Origin of the sequence: Pseudomonas mangiferae, from assembly GCF_007109405.1 — a bacterium.
Taxonomy (GTDB): Bacteria; Pseudomonadota; Gammaproteobacteria; order Pseudomonadales; family Pseudomonadaceae; genus Pseudomonas_T; species Pseudomonas_T mangiferae.
In genome coordinates, this window is record NZ_VJOY01000002.1 from 113696 (window position 1) to 129829 (window position 16134).

The 16134-nt window shown below is 66.4% G+C and carries 15 protein-coding genes and 1 tRNA gene; 5 read left to right on the forward strand and 11 right to left on the reverse strand.

Annotation, left to right across the window (positions count from 1 at the left end):
- Window positions 1-10: 10 nt before the first annotated feature.
- The 5 genes from FM069_RS02795 to FM069_RS02815 form a co-directional block, all read right to left on the reverse strand.
- Entirely contained in the window at window positions 11-610 is a 600-nt protein-coding gene (locus FM069_RS02795; protein WP_178106650.1) for a pilus assembly PilX family protein, read from the reverse strand.
- The gene (locus FM069_RS02800; RefSeq protein WP_143486763.1) at window positions 607-1446 is read right to left on the reverse strand and encodes a PilW family protein; all 840 of its coding nucleotides are present in this window, start codon (window positions 1444-1446) and stop codon (window positions 607-609) included. The genes FM069_RS02795 and FM069_RS02800 overlap by 4 nt, the downstream gene beginning before the upstream one ends.
- Window positions 1447-1450: 4 nt before the next feature.
- Window positions 1451-1978 carry a type IV pilus modification protein PilV gene (pilV, locus tag FM069_RS02805; RefSeq protein ID WP_143486764.1) on the reverse strand — a complete coding sequence of 176 codons (528 nt, stop codon included), beginning with the start codon at window positions 1976-1978 and terminating at the stop codon, window positions 1451-1453.
- A gap of 11 nt (window positions 1979-1989) precedes the next feature.
- On the reverse strand, window positions 1990-2490 hold the full coding sequence (locus FM069_RS02810) for a GspH/FimT family pseudopilin (protein ID WP_143486765.1): 501 nt from the start codon (window positions 2488-2490) through the stop codon (window positions 1990-1992).
- A 102-nt stretch (window positions 2491-2592) separates the two neighbouring features.
- A complete protein-coding gene (locus tag FM069_RS02815) occupies window positions 2593-3096 on the reverse strand; it encodes a GspH/FimT family pseudopilin (protein WP_178106658.1) in 504 nt (167 codons plus the stop codon).
- 119 nt (window positions 3097-3215) lie between these two features.
- Here FM069_RS02815 and thiO point away from each other — a divergent pair, with 119 nt between their 5' ends.
- Window positions 3216-4313, forward strand: coding sequence for a glycine oxidase ThiO (gene thiO / locus FM069_RS02820; protein WP_143486767.1), 1098 nt, complete (start codon window positions 3216-3218; stop codon window positions 4311-4313).
- 38 nt (window positions 4314-4351) lie between these two features.
- On the opposite strand, the gene FM069_RS02825 is transcribed toward thiO, so the two are convergent.
- The 4 genes from FM069_RS02825 to FM069_RS02840 form a co-directional block, all read right to left on the reverse strand.
- Window positions 4352-5692 carry a sigma-54-dependent transcriptional regulator gene (locus tag FM069_RS02825; protein WP_143486768.1) on the reverse strand — a complete coding sequence of 447 codons (1341 nt, stop codon included), beginning with the start codon at window positions 5690-5692 and terminating at the stop codon, window positions 4352-4354.
- Between the two features lie 2 nt (window positions 5693-5694).
- On the reverse strand, window positions 5695-7299 hold the full coding sequence (locus FM069_RS02830) for a two-component system sensor histidine kinase NtrB (protein WP_143486769.1): 1605 nt from the start codon (window positions 7297-7299) through the stop codon (window positions 5695-5697).
- Window positions 7280-7510 (reverse strand): PP0621 family protein, encoded by a 231-nt coding sequence (locus FM069_RS02835; RefSeq protein ID WP_143486770.1) that lies wholly within the window; start codon window positions 7508-7510, stop codon window positions 7280-7282. The genes FM069_RS02830 and FM069_RS02835 overlap by 20 nt, the downstream gene beginning before the upstream one ends.
- Before the next feature lie 129 nt (window positions 7511-7639).
- The gene (locus tag FM069_RS02840) at window positions 7640-8653 is read right to left on the reverse strand and encodes an outer membrane protein assembly factor BamD (protein ID WP_143486771.1); all 1014 of its coding nucleotides are present in this window, start codon (window positions 8651-8653) and stop codon (window positions 7640-7642) included.
- Window positions 8654-8798: 145 nt separating this feature from the next.
- Here FM069_RS02840 and rluD point away from each other — a divergent pair, with 145 nt between their 5' ends.
- From rluD to clpB, 3 genes are all read left to right on the forward strand, one after another.
- A complete protein-coding gene (rluD, locus tag FM069_RS02845; protein ID WP_143486772.1) occupies window positions 8799-9773 on the forward strand; it encodes a 23S rRNA pseudouridine(1911/1915/1917) synthase RluD in 975 nt (324 codons plus the stop codon).
- Window positions 9770-10546: a peptidoglycan editing factor PgeF gene (pgeF, locus tag FM069_RS02850; RefSeq protein WP_143486773.1), complete on the forward strand. Its 777-nt coding sequence runs from the start codon at window positions 9770-9772 to the stop codon at window positions 10544-10546. Before rluD ends, pgeF begins: the two co-directional genes overlap by 4 nt.
- 127 nt (window positions 10547-10673) lie before the next feature.
- Window positions 10674-13238, forward strand: coding sequence for an ATP-dependent chaperone ClpB (clpB, locus tag FM069_RS02855; protein WP_143486774.1), 2565 nt, complete (start codon window positions 10674-10676; stop codon window positions 13236-13238).
- Between the two features lie 53 nt (window positions 13239-13291).
- Here the strand turns inward: clpB and FM069_RS02860 are convergent, their stop codons facing one another.
- Both FM069_RS02860 and FM069_RS02865 read right to left on the reverse strand, forming a co-directional pair.
- Window positions 13292-13624, reverse strand: coding sequence for a PilZ domain-containing protein (locus tag FM069_RS02860; protein WP_143486775.1), 333 nt, complete (start codon window positions 13622-13624; stop codon window positions 13292-13294).
- Between the two features lie 9 nt (window positions 13625-13633).
- On the reverse strand, window positions 13634-15847 hold the full coding sequence (locus tag FM069_RS02865; protein WP_143486776.1) for a DUF1631 domain-containing protein: 2214 nt from the start codon (window positions 15845-15847) through the stop codon (window positions 13634-13636).
- Between the two features lie 207 nt (window positions 15848-16054).
- Between FM069_RS02865 and FM069_RS02870 the strand changes: the two genes are divergently transcribed.
- Window positions 16055-16130 (forward strand) — tRNA-Asn (locus FM069_RS02870).
- Window positions 16131-16134 lie beyond the last annotated feature (4 nt).

Sequence of the window (16134 nt, forward strand, 5' to 3'; positions counted from 1 at the left end):
TTGTAGTCCATCACGAGCGCGGCGGATAAAAGCGAGCATGGGTCGCTTGCAGGTAAGTCAGGGCATTCGCCTGGTTGACGGCCTTGCTGTTGTTTTCATAGAACAGCGTGACGTTCTCGCCCTTCAGGAAGCTGCCATATTCAGGATTCAGAGCCCTTCCCTGGTTGTAGCCGTCTGGCACTCGCATGGTCATCCAGCTGACCGTTTTACCTGTTTCGGAGCCCGTCGTTACTGCGGGATCGCTGCCCTTGTAGGTCATCAACATGGGGCCTTGGGAAGGCTTGACGTGGATTTTGTTCAGTTCGGTGTAGTCGTCGGTCTGGTAAACGCAAGGTACCTGCCGGTCGCTTTTGGCGCCGGTGCAGTCCTTGGTCTCGATGGGCGGCTTGAAGGAGCCTTTGAGTGTCCAGAAACGCCGCTGCCCTTCCCGCAAGCCGGCTTCCGCGGCGTTGTATAGGCGTTTCTGCTCGAGGAAGCCGCCGGTAATACGGCTTTCCAGCGTGACTTCGCGCATGTTGGACAGCGCGAGCAGGGTTACTACCAACAGGAAGATCAAGCCGATGACCAGGGTGACGCCCCGTTGCCGGCGAGGGGAAAAGGGCTGTTTCATGGCATCAGGTTCCTGAGGGTCTGGTTGCTGCGTGAAAGCTGATAAAGCTGGCGCTTGTCGGCACTGCTGAGGGCCGTCTTGTTGACGTCGCCGATCTCGTACCATTGGTCCAGGACGGGCGCGTCATCACCCATGCGGATGCCGTTTTCGCTGGACGCGAGCACATAGACGCGCAGGCTGCGAATGATATCGGTGTCCTTCAGCTCGGATGCCTTCCGGTAGGCATTCACCACCCGATTGCTCTGGTTGTCGGTTTCGACGCCATACTCGAGCTTGAAGTCGGCCAGGCTGGTCACCAGTTCGCCGGTTTGCCAGCCTTTGCCGTCATCCGAATTCTGACCGCAATAAAGCGCTTTCTTGCTAGGGATATAGCTGATCCGGGTGACCATGACCTTCTCCTCGGAGAAGTCATTGTTCTTGCGGAACGTGTCGCTGTTCACGATGGGGACTTCGTTACCCAGGCAGTCATGTTCGCCACTGAATGCCGTCTGGTAGCGAACGCACACGCCATATTCGCCGGCGTCCTTGGCCTTGGCCTTGACGACGGTTTCGCCTTCGCCGAAAGCCTCGCAATAGGCATCGGCTGCCTTGGTGGTGAAAACCCCGGCGAAATCGTTGTCGGCCAGGCGACGGTAGCCAGCCTTGATGACCTGTTTTTCGATGAGCATGGCGGCGAAGCGGCTGTTTTCCTGGTTGCCGCCCTGACCCTGCTGGAAAAGGTAGCTGCGCTTGTTGTCCAGGTAGATCTGCACGATTCCCAGGATCAGGAAGCTGCTGATAGCCAGGGCAATCATCAGCTCGACGATGGAGAGTCCGCGTTGGGCATTGGTGTTCATCGGGTCATAGCTCGGTGCGGATGGTGTAGGTGCAGGTGGTCTCGTTCTGTTTGTCGGGATTCAGGCATTCCCCTTTTTTCACCGACCACGCCAACTGAATCTCGATGGCCGAGCCCTTCGTGGAGTCGCAGCTCCCGGCGGTCCAGCTGCGACAGACGTAGAACTTGCTTTTCAGCAGGTCCTTGGCGCCCGGCAACGTATCGCTGGCCTGCTTCGCCCAGCAGGCGAGCTGCTTGCCTGGCTCGTCCGAGTACACGTCGGTCGAACTGCAGGTAGCGAAGTCCTCGTTCGGCTGCTTGTAGAAATCCGAGGCGGTCTTGAGCTGGGCCCGGCTGTCGAGGATGGCGTCCGGGTTGCTCCGGATGATTTCCATCAGGTTGCTTGCCAGCAGGGCCGCTGCGTTGCGTTGCACCGAGTCCTGGGTGTACTGCACCGTCTTGCTCTGCAATGCGACCATGCCCAGCACGCCTACGCAGACCAGCAACAGGGTGATCATCACCTCGATCAAGCCCAGGCCTCTCTGATCGTTCATCTTCATCATGGCTAACAGCTACTCATGGTGGCGGCGTTGTCCCTGGTCTTTCCCCGGTTCCACATACGCACGCTGCCGCTGACGTCGACCGTGAGGGTGAAACCGTTGGCGGCGCCATTGCTGCCGCAGAGCACGATGGTGGTGGCAGGAGCCTTGGTGGTGCCGTTGGGGTAGAAGGTGACCACGTTCTGGCTGGAATTGATGGATACCGAGCCCATGTCCACCGCGGTGTTCACGATGCGGAGCGCCTCGCTATCCGCTTTGGTGCAAAGCGTCTTGACGGAGATCTTGCCGGCGTCGAAGCACACCATGAGGGTGCTGCGGTTGGCTGCCGCGGTACTGCGGGCGAACTGCAACAGCCCGTAGATTTCCCCGGCGGCGCCCTGGGTGCGGTTGTTGCTGACCAGCGAGGAGAAGCTTGGTATGGCGATGGCGGAGAAGACGGCCATCAGGGCGACGACGATCATCAATTCCGTCAACGTGAAACCGGAAGAATTCTTTGCGCGTTTCATGGAAACATCCCAGACAACATCGATTGCGATGATGCGGCAAAGCGTCGGGGCCGTCCGCCCTCGTCGGGATGACCGGGCGGATCGGGCGATGGTTGGCGACGCTCAGTGGCAACTGGTGCCGCGGTCCTCGTCGTTCAGGGGCAGCGGTTTCACCCGGCCCTGGCGGTTGATCACCAGTTGGCGGCCGTCGCGGCCTTTCGGATCGCACAGGATGAAGCGGCCGTTCCCGGTCGGCACGGTGCCGTTGCGCTGGAAGCGCAGGCGCGGCGAAAAGCCTTGCCAGGCCAGGACATGCCGGGTTTGTATCCGGAATTGCTGGATCGTTTGATCCGAGTCGGCGTAGCGGACCAGCCAGCCGTGGTTCCATTCCTCGTCGCAGACCAGGCCGTCCGTGGAGCCGCAGACTTCGATGTCCCGGTTGCGCACGACGCTGGTGATGCGGGCGTCCTGCAGGTGCGCATGCAACTGGTCGCGCAGCACGTCCAGGCGTGTGCGGTCGACCCACTGGCCGAAGGCCGGCAGAGCGATGCCGGCGAAGATCGAGAGGAGGGCGAGGCTGATGAGCAGTTCGAGAAGGCTGAAGGCCTTCTGGCGGGCATGACGCATGGGCACAGTCCTTTGCTGAGAGAGAAAAAGAGGCGGCATCCGTGCCGCCTCGTTGGTTCTAGCGCGCGTCGAGCGCCTGTCAACGCGGCGGAGTGATCGGCCGCACAAAGTGAGAAGACATGACGAAAATCGTGGTGGTGGGGGGCGGTGTCATCGGCCTGCTCTCGGCCTGGATGCTGGCCCGGGACGGCGTGGCGGTGGAGCTGATCGAGCGTGGGCAGACCGGGCACGAGGCGTCCTGGGCGGGTGGCGGGATCGTCTCGCCCCTCTATCCGTGGCGCTACGATCCGGCGGTCACGGCCTTGTCGGAGTGGTCCCAGGCCTTTTACCCGGCCCTGGCGGAGCGGCTCCTGGTGGAAGTCGGGGTCGACCCCGAGGTGCACGTGACCGGGCTCTACTGGCTCGACCTGGAGGATGAAGCGAAGGCGCTGGCCTGGGCCCAGGCGCAGGGCTTGCCGCTGGAGGCGGTTTCCCTGGAGCGCGTGCGCGCCGCGGTACCGGTGCTGGGGCACGGGTTTGCCCGGGCCATTCATATGCCGGGCGTGGCCAACGTACGCAATCCGCGCCTGGGGCGGGCCCTGCGAGCGGCCCTGGAAGCGCTGCCGAACGTGCAAGTGCACGAGCATCAGGTAGTGACCGGATTCGTCGAGCACGCCGGGCGGATCGGTGGAGTGCGCACGGCGGCGGGGGCTATCGAGGGCGATGCCGTGGTGGTCGCGGCCGGGGCCTGGAGCGGCGACTTGCTGGCGCCGCTGGGGGTGACGCTGCCGGTGGAGCCGGTCAAGGGGCAGATGATCCTCTATCGCTGTGCGGCGGATTTCCTCGGCAGCATGGTGCTGGCCAAGGGGCGCTACGCTATTCCCCGTCGCGACGGCCATGTGCTGGTGGGTAGTACTCTGGAGCAGGCCGGCTACGACAAGACGCCGACCGACGAGGCCCTGGCCAGCCTGCGCGCCACGGCAGCCGAGCTCATCCCGGCTCTGGCGTCGGCGCCGGTAATTCGCCAATGGGCCGGGCTGCGGCCCGGTTCGCCCGAGGGGATTCCCTTCATCGGCGAGGTGCCGGGGCGGAAAGGCCTGTGGCTGAACTGCGGCCACTACCGCAATGGGCTGGTGCTGGCGCCGGCGTCCTGCCGGTTGCTGGCCGACCTGCTCCAGGGGCGGCGTCTGGAAATCGCCCCGTCACCCTACGCACCCAAAGGGCGACTGGTGCGCTGAGCCAGGAACGCCCGGGCTTCTCGCCCGGGCGTTCGGTTTCAGTCGATGCCCAGCTTCTTTAGGCGGTAGCGCATGGAGCGGAAGGTGAGCCCCAGCCGCTGGGCGGCCGCCGTGCGGTTCCAGCGGGTTTCCTCCAGGGCCTGCATGATCAGCTTGCGCTCGATGTCTTCCAGGTAGTCCTCGATATTGTCCACCTGGGCCAGAGACGCTTCGCCACTATCAGCCGAGCACGGCGCATCGGCCAGGCGCAGGTCCTGCTGCTTGATCGTGTCGTCCTCGCAGAGGGTATAGGCCCGCTCCAGCATGTTCTCCAGCTCCCGGACGTTGCCCGGGAACCGGTAGTTCTTGAGTTTTTCCAGGGCTTCGGGGGCCAGTTCGGCACCGCTCAGCCCGCTCTCCGCCGACAGGCGCCTGAGCACGGCATCGGCCAGCAGCGGAATGTCCTCGCGGCGCTCCCGCAGGGGCGGCACCCGCAACTCGATCACGTTGAGGCGGTAGTAGAGGTCCTGGCGGAAACGCCCCGCGGCGACTTCCGCGGCCAGGTCCTTGTGGGTGGCGCTGAGGATGCGCACGTCCACCACCTGCTCCTGCTGGCCGCCCACGGTGCGCACGGCCTTTTCCTGGATTGCCCGGAGCAGCTTGACTTGCATCGGCAAGGGCAGGTCGGCCACCTCGTCGAGGAACAGGGTGCCGCTGTGGGCCGCCTGGAACAGGCCCTGCTTGTCCTCGATGGCGCCGGTGAAGCTGCCTTTCTTGTGGCCGAAGAACTCGCTTTCCATCAGCTCCGAGGGGATCGCCCCGCAGTTCACCGGCACGAATGCCTGGTCGGCACGCGGCCCCTGCTCGTGGATCAGCCTGGCCACCAGTTCCTTGCCGCTACCCGACTCGCCGCTGATGTACACCGGCGCCTGGCTGCGGGCGAGCTTGTGCACCTGTTTGCGCAGGTCGCGCATCGGCGGCGAGTCGCCCAGCAGGCGGCTGTCCTCGACGCCCTCGGTGCCACCGTTGCTGCGCAGGCGCAGGGCCGTGGCCACCAGCTCCCGCAGGCGCCCCAGGTCCACTGGTTTGGTAAGGAAATCGAAGGCGCCCGCCTTCAACGCGTTGATAGCGGTTTCCAGGCTGCCGTAGGCAGTGATCATCGCCACCGGCACCTGGGGGTGGCGCTGCTGGATGTACTGCACCAGCTCCAGGCCACTGCCGTCAGGCAGGCGCATGTCGGTCAGGCACAGGTCGAAAGGTTCGCGCGCCAGCCACTCGCGGGCTTCCTTGACGTTGCGGGCGCTGCGGGTATCGAGCTTCATGCGTCCGAGGGTGATTTCCAGCAATTCGCGGATATCGGGTTCGTCGTCGACGATCAGGGCTCTCTGGCGAGTGGTCATGGTCAGCTCAACTTGCGCGGGTGGGCGAAGGTGATGCGAAAACAACTGCCGGTTTCGCCTTCGCGGGGTTTGTAATCGAGACGAGCCTGGTTGCTTTCGCACAGCTCTCGGGAAATGTACAGACCCAGCCCGGTTCCCTTATTCTCGGTGGTATGGAAGGGCTCGAACAGATGTTGCAGGTGTTCCTCGGCCACGCCGGGGCCGTCGTCGACGATCTCCAGCACCGGTAGCTCGCTCTCCGGGTCGCGGAACAGCCGCAGCCAGACCTGCCCTTTCGCATTGCGCCGTGCGCTGTAGCGCATGCCGTTGGTCACCAGATTGGTCAGCACCTGGGTCAGTTGGTGCGGGTCCATGCGGGTCTGCACAGTGCCGTTACCGGTTTCTAGGTGCAGCGTCTGGTTCGGCGTGGCGGAGTTGCGGAACTCGCTGGCGAAGCGGTGCAGCCAGTACTTCAGGTCCAGCAACTGCGGCTCGGCCTGGCGGCGCCGGGACAGTTGCAGGACGTTCTCGATGATCAGGTTCATGCGCCGCGAGTGATCCTGGATGATCTGGGCGAGGCGGCGATCCGCCTGGGGCAGCTCTTCCGACTCCTGCAGCAACTGAGCAGCGTGGCTGATGGCCCCCAGCGGGTTGCGGATCTCGTGGGCGATGCCGGCGGTTAGGCGGCCCAGGGACGCCAGCTTGAGTTGCTGGGCATGCTGGGTGACCTGGGACACGTCTTCGAGGAACACCAGGGTGTGCTTCTCATCGCCTCGGTCGAGGGCGATGAAGCTGGGCTGCAGCACCGGCGATTCGGCGTCCATCTGCAGCGATTGCGGGCGCATGGCCGGGTTGTGCAACCAGGACTGCAGGCGCCTGATCAGTTCGGGGCAGTGGGGGTCGAGGATCCGCCCGGCCAGCGCGTCCTGGCCCAGCATGCTTTGGGCGCCTTCGTTGGCCAGCAGCACCCGGTGCTGGTCGTCCAGTACCAGGATGCCGGTGCGCATGCGCTGCAGGATCAGGGCGTTCAGGACCTCCAGGTTGGCCACGTCGGCGGCGCGCTGCTCGGCCAGGTTTTCGCTGTGCTGCAGGCGCTTGGTCAGGCCCTGGATGAACAGCGCGGCGGCGAAGCACAGCGCTCCCAGGGCGCCTGCCTGGAGGTACTGCCCGGCGGCTGCCGGGCGGCTCAGGCTCATGTAGAAGGTCAGGTAGATCAGGCCGATGGCTGCCACTGCGGCGATCAGCAGGCCGACGCGCCCGCGCAGCAGGATGTTGGCGATGGCCACCGCGACGATCATCAGGTTGCCGATGCCGCTGGGTGTGCCCCCGGCGGCATAGAACAGCGCCGACAGCAGGATCATGTCCACCAGGGCCAGGCTGAAGACCTGCAGCAGGCTGCGGGGTCGACGCACCAGCAGCGCCACCACGCCGTTGAAGAGCAGGTAGAACCAGCTGCCATAGCGGAATAGATCCGCCTGCATCAGCTCCAGCAGCTCGCTGTCCAGGTCGCTGGAGATCAGCAGCACCAGCGCCAGCCCGATGGTCAGGCGATACAGGTGGTACAAGCGGATGATCCGCTGCCCCTGGGGGCTGGTCAGGGCCAGTGCGTCAGGGTTCACCGGCGGCATCCCGGGGCAGGTGGGCCTGGCTGCAGTACCAGCGCTGCCGGGAGAGAAGCGCATGGCGCTGGGGCAGGTGAATGCCGCACTGGGCGCAGCGCACCATCGGCTCGGCGTGCTCGGAGGTGGCCTCGGGCGTGGCGGGGCGGGACGCCTTCAGGCGACGCCAGCACCAGACGGCGACGGCGATCAGGGCGAGCCAGAACAATAGGCGGGGCAAAGCGGTGGTCTCGCGTCGGTTTACAGGCGGGCAGTGTAGCCAAGCAGGCCGCGAGCGCCCAGCGGATGCAGCGGGAGGGCGGAATGAAAAAAGGAGGCTTGCGCCTCCTTTTTCCGTGGCCGGCCGATGTCAGTCGAACAGGCCGAAGGTCATGTAGCTGAACCAGGAACGATCGCTGTTGGCGCTGGCCTCGTGTTCCTGTTCCCGGACTTCGTCCTGGTTCTCCGGCAGCAGCTCCGCCGGGATGTCTTCCTGGGCGTCCTCGTACTGGCGGATCACGTCCTGGCTGGCGCGGGTCTGGCCGGGTGGCAGCGGGTCGTCGTTCTCGATCAGGCCGAGGGTGGCCCTGGCCAGCCAGGAACGGTTGTCGTCGTCGGTTTCCCGCGGCACGAACTGGCCATCTTCCAGGCTCGGATTGTCCGGATAGTTGAGCTTGAGGGTTTCCAGGCTGGTGGCGGCCAGGTCATCCATGCCCAAGTGCTGGTAGGCCTCGGTCATCACCGCCAGGCCATCGCCCACGGCCGGGCTTTCCTGGAAGTTTTCCACCACGTAGCGACCGCGGTTGGCGGCGGCGACGTACGCCTGGCGCTTCAGGTAGTAGTGGGCCACGTGCACTTCGTAGGCGGCCAGCAGGTTGCGCAGGTAGACCATGCGTTGCTTGGCATCCGGCGCGTAGCGGCTGTTGGGGTAGCGGCTGGTGAGCTGGGCGAACTCGTTGTAGGAGTCGCGGGCGGCGCCGGGGTCACGCTTGGTCATGTCCAGGGGCAGGAAGCGCGCCACCAGACCACGGTCCTGGTCGAAGGAGGCGAGGCCCTTCAGGTAATAGGCGTAGTCGACGTTGGCGTGCTGCGGGTGTAGGCGGATGAAGCGCTCGGCGGCGGACTTGGCAGCCTCCGGCTCGGCATTCTTGTAGTTGGCGTAGATCAGTTCCAGCTGGGCCTGCTCGGCGTAGCGGCCGAACGGGTAGCGCGACTCGAGCGCCTTGAGCTTGGCGACGGCGCTGGTGTAGCTCTTGCTGTCCAGGTCGGCCTGTGCCTGCTGGTACAGCTCGGCCTCGCTCAGGTTCTCGTCCACCACTTCCTTGGACGAGCACGCGGCGGTAAGGGCGAGGATGGCGATCAGCAGCAGGTGTTTCACATGCATGGCGGCTTGCGTCCTGTGGACGGCTGGCCTGTCTCGGGCGAAGCCGTCCTGTTATGATGGGCGCCCCGGTTCGCCCGGGACAAAGACGCCGTATTTAACCACAAGCGCGCAGCCGAAACCAAAGGCTCCGCCCCGCCTCCCGAGCATGTCGCAGATCAACAAGCAGGCCCTTCACCTTCGCGCCGAAGTCCCCTACGAGCTGGGCGGCCAACGCCTCGACCAGATCGCCGCGCAACTTTTCGACGAGCACTCGCGTTCGCGCCTGTCCGCCTGGATCAAGGAGGGGCATCTCACCGTCGATGGCGCCGTGCTGCGTCCCCGCGACGTGGTCCATGGCGGCGCCGTGCTGGTGCTGGAGACCGAGATCGAGGCCCAGGGCGAGTGGCAGGCCCAGGACATCGCCCTGGAGATCGTCTACGAGGACGACCACCTGCTGGTGCTGGACAAGCCGGCCGGGCTGGTGGTCCACCCCGCCGCCGGGCATGCCGACGGCACCCTGCTGAACGCCCTGCTGCACCACGTCCCGGACGTGGTGAACGTCCCGCGCGCCGGCATCGTCCATCGCCTGGATAAGGACACCACCGGCCTGATGGTGGTGGCCAAGACCCTGGAAGCCCACACCCGTCTGGTGGCGCAGCTCCAGGCCCGCACCGTCAGCCGCATCTACGAGGCCATCGTGATCGGTGTGATCACCGCCGGTGGCAAGATCGACGCGCCCATCGGCCGCAGCTCGCAGCAGCGCCAGCGCATGGCGGTGATCGCCGGCGGCAAGCAGGCGGTGACCCATTACCGGGTGCTGGAGCGCTTCCGCTCCCATACCCACACCCGGGTCAAGCTGGAAACCGGTCGTACCCACCAGATCCGTGTCCACATGAGCCACATCGGCTACCCGCTGGTAGGCGATCCGGTCTATGCCGGCCGCTTCCGCATCCCGCCGGCGGCGAATCCATCGCTGGTTCAGCAACTGAAGGAATTTCCCCGCCAGGCGCTGCACGCCCGTTTCCTGGAGCTGGACCATCCGGCCACCGGTGAGCGGATGAAGTGGGAGTCGCCGCTGCCGGAAGACTTCACCTGGCTGCTCAGCCTGCTGCGCCAGGACCGCGAGGCCTTCGTCGGGTGACGGCGACGGCCGCGCCCCATGAGTGGCCAGGCCACGATTGGCCGGGCCGCGATTGGCTGGTCCCCGACTGGCCGGCCCCGGCCCGGGTCCGGGCCTGCGTCACCACCCGCAGCGGCGGCCTCAGCGAGCCGCCCTTCGACACCTTCAACCTCGGCGACCATGTGGACGACCTGCCCTCGGCGGTGGTCGCCAATCGCGCGCGCCTGGTCGAGGCGTTGGGCTGCCGTCCCGTCTGGCTGCGACAGGTGCACGGCGTTCACGTGGTACAGGCCGATCCTGGCCAGGTGGCCGAGGCCGATGCCAGCTGGAGCGCCACCCCCGGCGTGGCCAGTACTGTACTCACCGCCGACTGCCTGCCAGCATTGTTCTGCGATCGCCAGGGCACCCGCGTCGCGGCCGCCCATGCCGGCTGGCGCGGGCTCGCCGGTGGCGTGCTCGAGGCCACGGTGCAGGCCCTGGACCTGGCACCGGACGACATCCTGGTGTGGCTTGGCCCGGCCATCGGCCCGGCCGCCTTCGAGGTGGGCGCGGACGTGCGCGAGGCCTTCCTCGCCGTCCAGCCCCAGGCCGCCGACGCCTTCTCCCCGAGCCTCAACGCCGGCCGCCACATGGCCGACCTCTATCGCCTGGCGCGTCACCGGCTCGCCGCCCTCGGCGTCACCGCGGTGTATGGTGGCGGGTTGTGCACCTACCAGGACCCGCGCTTCTATTCCTACCGCCGGGCGCCCCGCACGGGCCGCTTCGCCTCCCTGGTCTGGCTGGCCGACCGCTAGTCGCCACCTTCCTGGCCGGGCGGCCTTGAACCGGCCGAAAACGACCTCATCTATCCTGTCATCTCGGCGGGTTTTCGTGTGTGGGACGCTCACCGTCCCGGCCCGCTCTATAAAGGAAGGGTGACCCATGCGAATCGATCGTTTGACCAGCAAGCTGCAACTGGCCCTGTCGGATGCCCAGTCCCTCGCCGTCGGCCACGACCATGCGGCCATCGAACCCCTGCACCTGCTCCAGGCCCTGCTGGACCAACAGGGCGGCTCCATCCGCCCGCTGCTGATGCAGGTGGGCTTCGACATCCCGGCGCTGCGCCAGGCGCTCACCAGCGAAATCGACCAGTTGCCGAAAATCCAGAATCCCACGGGCGACGTCAACCTGTCCCAGGACCTGGCGCGGCTGCTGAACCAGGCCGACCGCCTGGCCCAGCAGAAGGGCGACCAGTTCATTTCCAGCGAGCTGGTGCTGCTGGCCGCGATGGACGAGCAGACCCGCCTGGGCAAGCTGCTGGTGGCCCAGGGCGTATCGAAGAAGGCCCTGGAAAACGCCATCGCCAACCTGCGCGGCGGCCAGGCGGTCAACGACCCCAACGCGGAGGAGTCCCGCCAGGCGCTGGACAAGTACACCGTCGACCTCACCAAGCGTGCCGAAGACGGCAAGCTGGACCCGGTGATCGGCCGTGACGACGAGATCCGCCGCACCATTCAGGTGCTGCAACGCCGGACCAAGAACAACCCGGTGCTGATCGGCGAGCCCGGCGTGGGCAAGACCGCCATCGCCGAGGGCCTGGCCCAGCGCATCGTCAACGGCGAAGTGCCGGATGGCCTCAAGGACAAGCGTCTGCTGGCCCTGGACATGGGCGCGCTGATCGCCGGCGCCAAGTTCCGCGGTGAGTTCGAGGAGCGCCTGAAGGCGGTGCTCAACGAGCTGAGCAAGCAGGAAGGGCGGATCATCCTGTTCATCGACGAGCTGCACACCATGGTGGGCGCCGGCAAAGCCGAGGGCGCCATGGACGCCGGCAACATGCTCAAGCCGGCCCTGGCCCGTGGCGAGCTGCACTGCGTGGGCGCCACCACCCTGGACGAGTACCGCCAGTACATCGAGAAGGATGCCGCCCTGGAGCGGCGTTTCCAGAAGGTGCTGGTGGACGAGCCCAGCGAGGAAGACACCATCGCCATCCTGCGCGGCCTCAAGGAGCGCTACGAGGTGCACCACAAGGTCACCATCACTGATGGCGCCATCATCGCCGCGGCGAAGCTGTCCCACCGCTACATCACCGACCGGCAGCTGCCGGACAAGGCCATCGACCTGATCGACGAGGCCGCCAGCCGCATCCGCATGGAGATCGATTCCAAGCCCGAGGCCCTGGATCGCCTGGACCGGCGTCTGATCCAGCTCAAGGTGGAGCGCGAGGCGCTGAAGAAGGAGGAGGACGAGCCCGCCCGCAAGCGCCTGGCCAAGCTGGAAGAAGACATCGGCAAGCTGCAGAAGGAATACGCCGACCTGGAAGAAATCTGGAAATCCGAGAAGGCCGAGGTTCAGGGTTCGGCACAGCTGCAGCAACAGATCGAGAAGGCCAAGACCGAGCTGGAGGCGGCGCGGCGCAAGGGTGACCTTAACCGCATGGCGGAGCTGCAGTACGGGGTCATCCCGGACCTGGAGCGCAGCCTGCAGATGGTGGACCAGCACGGCAAGCCGGAGAACCAGTTGCTGCGCAACAAGGTGACCGACGAGGAGATCGCCGAGGTGGTCTCCAAGTGGACCGGCATCCCGGTGAGCAAGATGCTCGAAGGCGAGCGCGAGAAGCTGCTGCGCATGGAGGACGCGCTGCACAAGCGGGTCATCGGCCAGCACGAGGCGGTGGTGGCGGTGGCCAACGCGGTGCGGCGGTCCCGCGCCGGCCTGGCCGACCCGAACCGGCCGAGCGGCTCGTTCCTGTTCCTCGGGCCCACCGGGGTCGGCAAGACCGAGCTGTGCAAGGCGCTGGCGGAATTCCTCTTCGACACCGAGGAGGCCATGGTGCGCATCGACATGTCCGAGTTCATGGAGAAGCACTCCGTGGCCCGGCTGATCGGCGCACCTCCGGGCTATGTCGGTTACGAGGAGGGTGGCTACCTGACTGAGGCGGTGCGGCGCCGGCCGTATTCGGTGGTGCTGCTGGATGAGGTGGAGAAGGCCCATCCGGACGTGTTCAACGTCCTCCTGCAGGTGCTGGACGATGGCCGGCTCACCGACAGCCAGGGCCGTACCGTGGACTTCCGCAACGCCGTGGTGGTGATGACCTCCAACCTGGGCTCTGCCCAGATTCAGGAACTGGTGGGAGACCATGAGGCCCAGCGTGCCGCGGTGATGGATGCCTTGAGCAACCACTTCCGCCCGGAATTCATCAACCGCATCGACGAGGTGGTGGTGTTCGAGCCACTGGCCCGGGAGCAGATCGCCGGCATCGCCGACATCCAGCTGCAGCGCCTGCGCAAGCGCCTGGCGGAGCGGGAGCTGAACCTGGAGTTGAGTCCGGAGGCCTTGGACAAGCTGATCGCCGTCGGCTACGACCCGGTGTACGGTGCCCGCCCGTTGAAGCGGGCGATCCAGCGCTGGATCGAGAACCCCCTGGCGCAGTTGATCCTGGCGGGCCAGTTCAACCCGGGCAGCACCATCGCCGCGCGGGTCGAGGACGACGAGATCGTCTTCGGCTGATCGTTACCCCTGAAACGACGGACCCCGCTTCGGCGGGGTCTTTCGTTTCAGGCTCAGAGTGCGTCCAGCAGCGTATCCAGGGAGGCGGCCTGCGGCTCGGTCAGCTCGACGACTTGGAAACCGGCCCAGCAGTGCCGGCCATCGGCGCTGGGGCGAGTCCAGAGGCAATCCACGCGCAGATGGACGGCCGGTGGCGGGTTGGCGGATTCGTCCAGGGCCAGCCGGCAATGGCGGGTCGGGTCGCGCTCCGATACCCCCTCGCCGAACAGCATGAAACCCTCGCCGGTCAGATCGACCACTCGGCCGAGGCGCTGGCCGCTGTCCAGGTCTTGCACCTCCAGGCGCAGGTCGGTGGCGAGCCGGGGATGGTGGCGGCGTTCCTCCATGGCAGGTCCTCAGTGGGGGCGCCGGTTGCGGCCGGCGATGCGCTTGAGGGCGCGGTAAATGGCGTCCAGGGCGCGGTCCACCAGCGGCACGGCGCGCTCCTCGGACAGGCGGCGGACCGTGCCACGGGCCATGTCCAGGGCGAGCCGCTCCACTGACTTGACGGCCACCCGCTGGCCCGCCTGGTCGACGAACATGTAGTTGCGGCTGGTGGGGCTGAACCAGGACAGCTTGAGCAGGCGCGGCGGCTGGCTGTCGTTGAATTCGAACCAGGTGCCGAACTCCACCGCCCGCAGGGATTCCAGCAGGCGTTCGGCATCGGGGGGCAGGGCCTCGGCGGGCGTCTCCTCCAGGGCGTCGTCGTGCCAGTCGCCGGGCACCTCGCCCCGCTCCGGGGCCGGCGGCGCTTCCACAGGCGGGGGGGACGTAAGTGCCTCCTGGCAGCGCTGCAGCTCCTGGAGTTGGCGCCGGATCGCGTCCGCATGGTGACCACCGAGGTTCTCCAGGCCCTGGCCCAGGGCTTCGAACAACGAGGGGCGCAGGGCCTGCAAGCGCGCATCGTCCTCGGCGGCGGCCACGCCACCGCTCCACGCCAGGTCCCAGGCGGCCTGTACCGCCCGGCGCCAGTCGTCCCCCTGTTCGCCGTGGCGCAGGTGGACGAACGCCAGCACGTCGATCCAGGTTCGCTCCAGGAACGTCTGGATCGGTGTCGCCGGCGAATGGGCCTGGAGCGCGTCGCCGATGCAGGTCGCGGCGGCGCGGCGGGCCTCCAGCAGGCGGTCGCGGCCCCTGACCGCCTCCACCGCGCGGCGCTCGCGCAGGGTGACGCGGTGCTCGATCTGCGCCACGTCGGCGTCGAAGTCTGCCAGCAGGCGCTCGAACAGCGACAGGTCGCCCTGAAACTCCTGGATGACCCGGCGGACCGTGGCCCGCATCCGGTCCAGCAGGTCGCGCTCTTCGCCATACAGGGTGCCGGCCTTGGCCATGCCGTTGAGCAGGCGCCGGGCCGGGTGAGCGGGCTCGCTGAACAGCGAGCGATCCTGCAGTGCGAGGCGCAGGTACGGCGTGTGCAGGTGGGACAGGACCGTCTTGCAGCTGTCTGGCAAGCCGTCGTCGTCGAGGATGAAGTCGAACAGCATGCCGATCAGGTCGATCACGTCGGCATCCCGGGGTGCCAGACTCCGGGTGCGTGGCGTCGGGCCGGTCTGTTCCAGCCGCTGATGCAGAGTCTGCTTGAAGCCCTCGACCCGCTGCGGCTGTTGCAAGCTTGGCGGCATTTCCCGAGCGGCATCGCGTTGCAGGCGATTGAGCACGTCCAGAAGTTCGGTGGGGCTGTAGGTACCGCTGGCGCTGGCCGGTGTCAGGCTGGCGATGCTGGGGGCGTGGCCGGGCAGGCACGCGCCGCTGTCCTGGCGGCACTCCTCCAGCAGCTCGGCCAGGCTCTCCAGGAAGCTTTCCCGTGGATCGGCTCCTCCTGTCATGGACGCGGAGCGGCTGGGCCCCGAGGATGCCGGGCGGGGAGGGGTGCTGCGTCCGCTGTATTTAAGGTCCGGCAGGACGCCCGCGTCGATCAGGCGCTGGTTCAGGGCGTCGTACAGGCCGTCCAGCGCTTCCATGACATGGCGGTCGAACAGCATGTAGAGGATGGTCTTGATGCGCAGCGGCAAGGGGTCCAGCGCCAGCGCCTCGCGAAAGGCCTCCGCGATCGCCCGGGGCGAGAAGGGGGTACGGTTTTCATCCGCGGCGCTGCCCTGCACGGCGACCAGGCGCTTATCCAGGCCGAACAGCGCCTGGACGCAACGGGCCTCGACCCGCCCGACCATGCCGTTCACCAGCAGGGTTTCCTCGTAGTCCTCGTCGGCCACCAAGGCCAGGTGCTCGACGTCCGGTTCCGGCAGCGGTTCGCTGGCCGGGCCATCCAGGTAATCGTCAAAACGCCGGGCGATGCCCTGGTGGTAGCTGCGCTCGATCTGCGAACGCTGCCGGCGCAGGTCGCGCATGCTGTCGAAGAACAGCGCCTGGACCTGGTTGTTCTCGGCCTTCTCGGCGCAGTCGAACAAAGTGTCGTCCACCTGGGCGAATACCTCGGCGAGGTGCTCGCCCAACCGGCTCATCAGCAGTTGGCGGCAGGCTTGCAGGCGTTCGTCCGAGCGCGGGCGAATGCTCCGAGCGGCGACGATGGAGGGAGGGCGGGGAGGGGAAGAGGGTTTGTCCTGGTCACTCATGGACTACCGGGCCGGCGCATCGCGCGCGGATACATCCTGTGAGGTGGTGTCGTCGGCGCACGATATAGCAGTCCACCGGGGGACTGCAAAGCGTTGTGATGAATCGTCTTCACAAGGGTTGACAGACGAGCGCGGAACCGTAAAATGGCGCGCCTCTGATGCGGGAATCGGTTCGCCGGTAACGCGAAGAGCATGGAAGGCAGACGTTCCGCGATAGCTCAGTCGGTAGAGCAAATGACTGTTAATCATTGGGTCCCTGGTTCGAGTCCAGGTCGCGGAGCCAACTT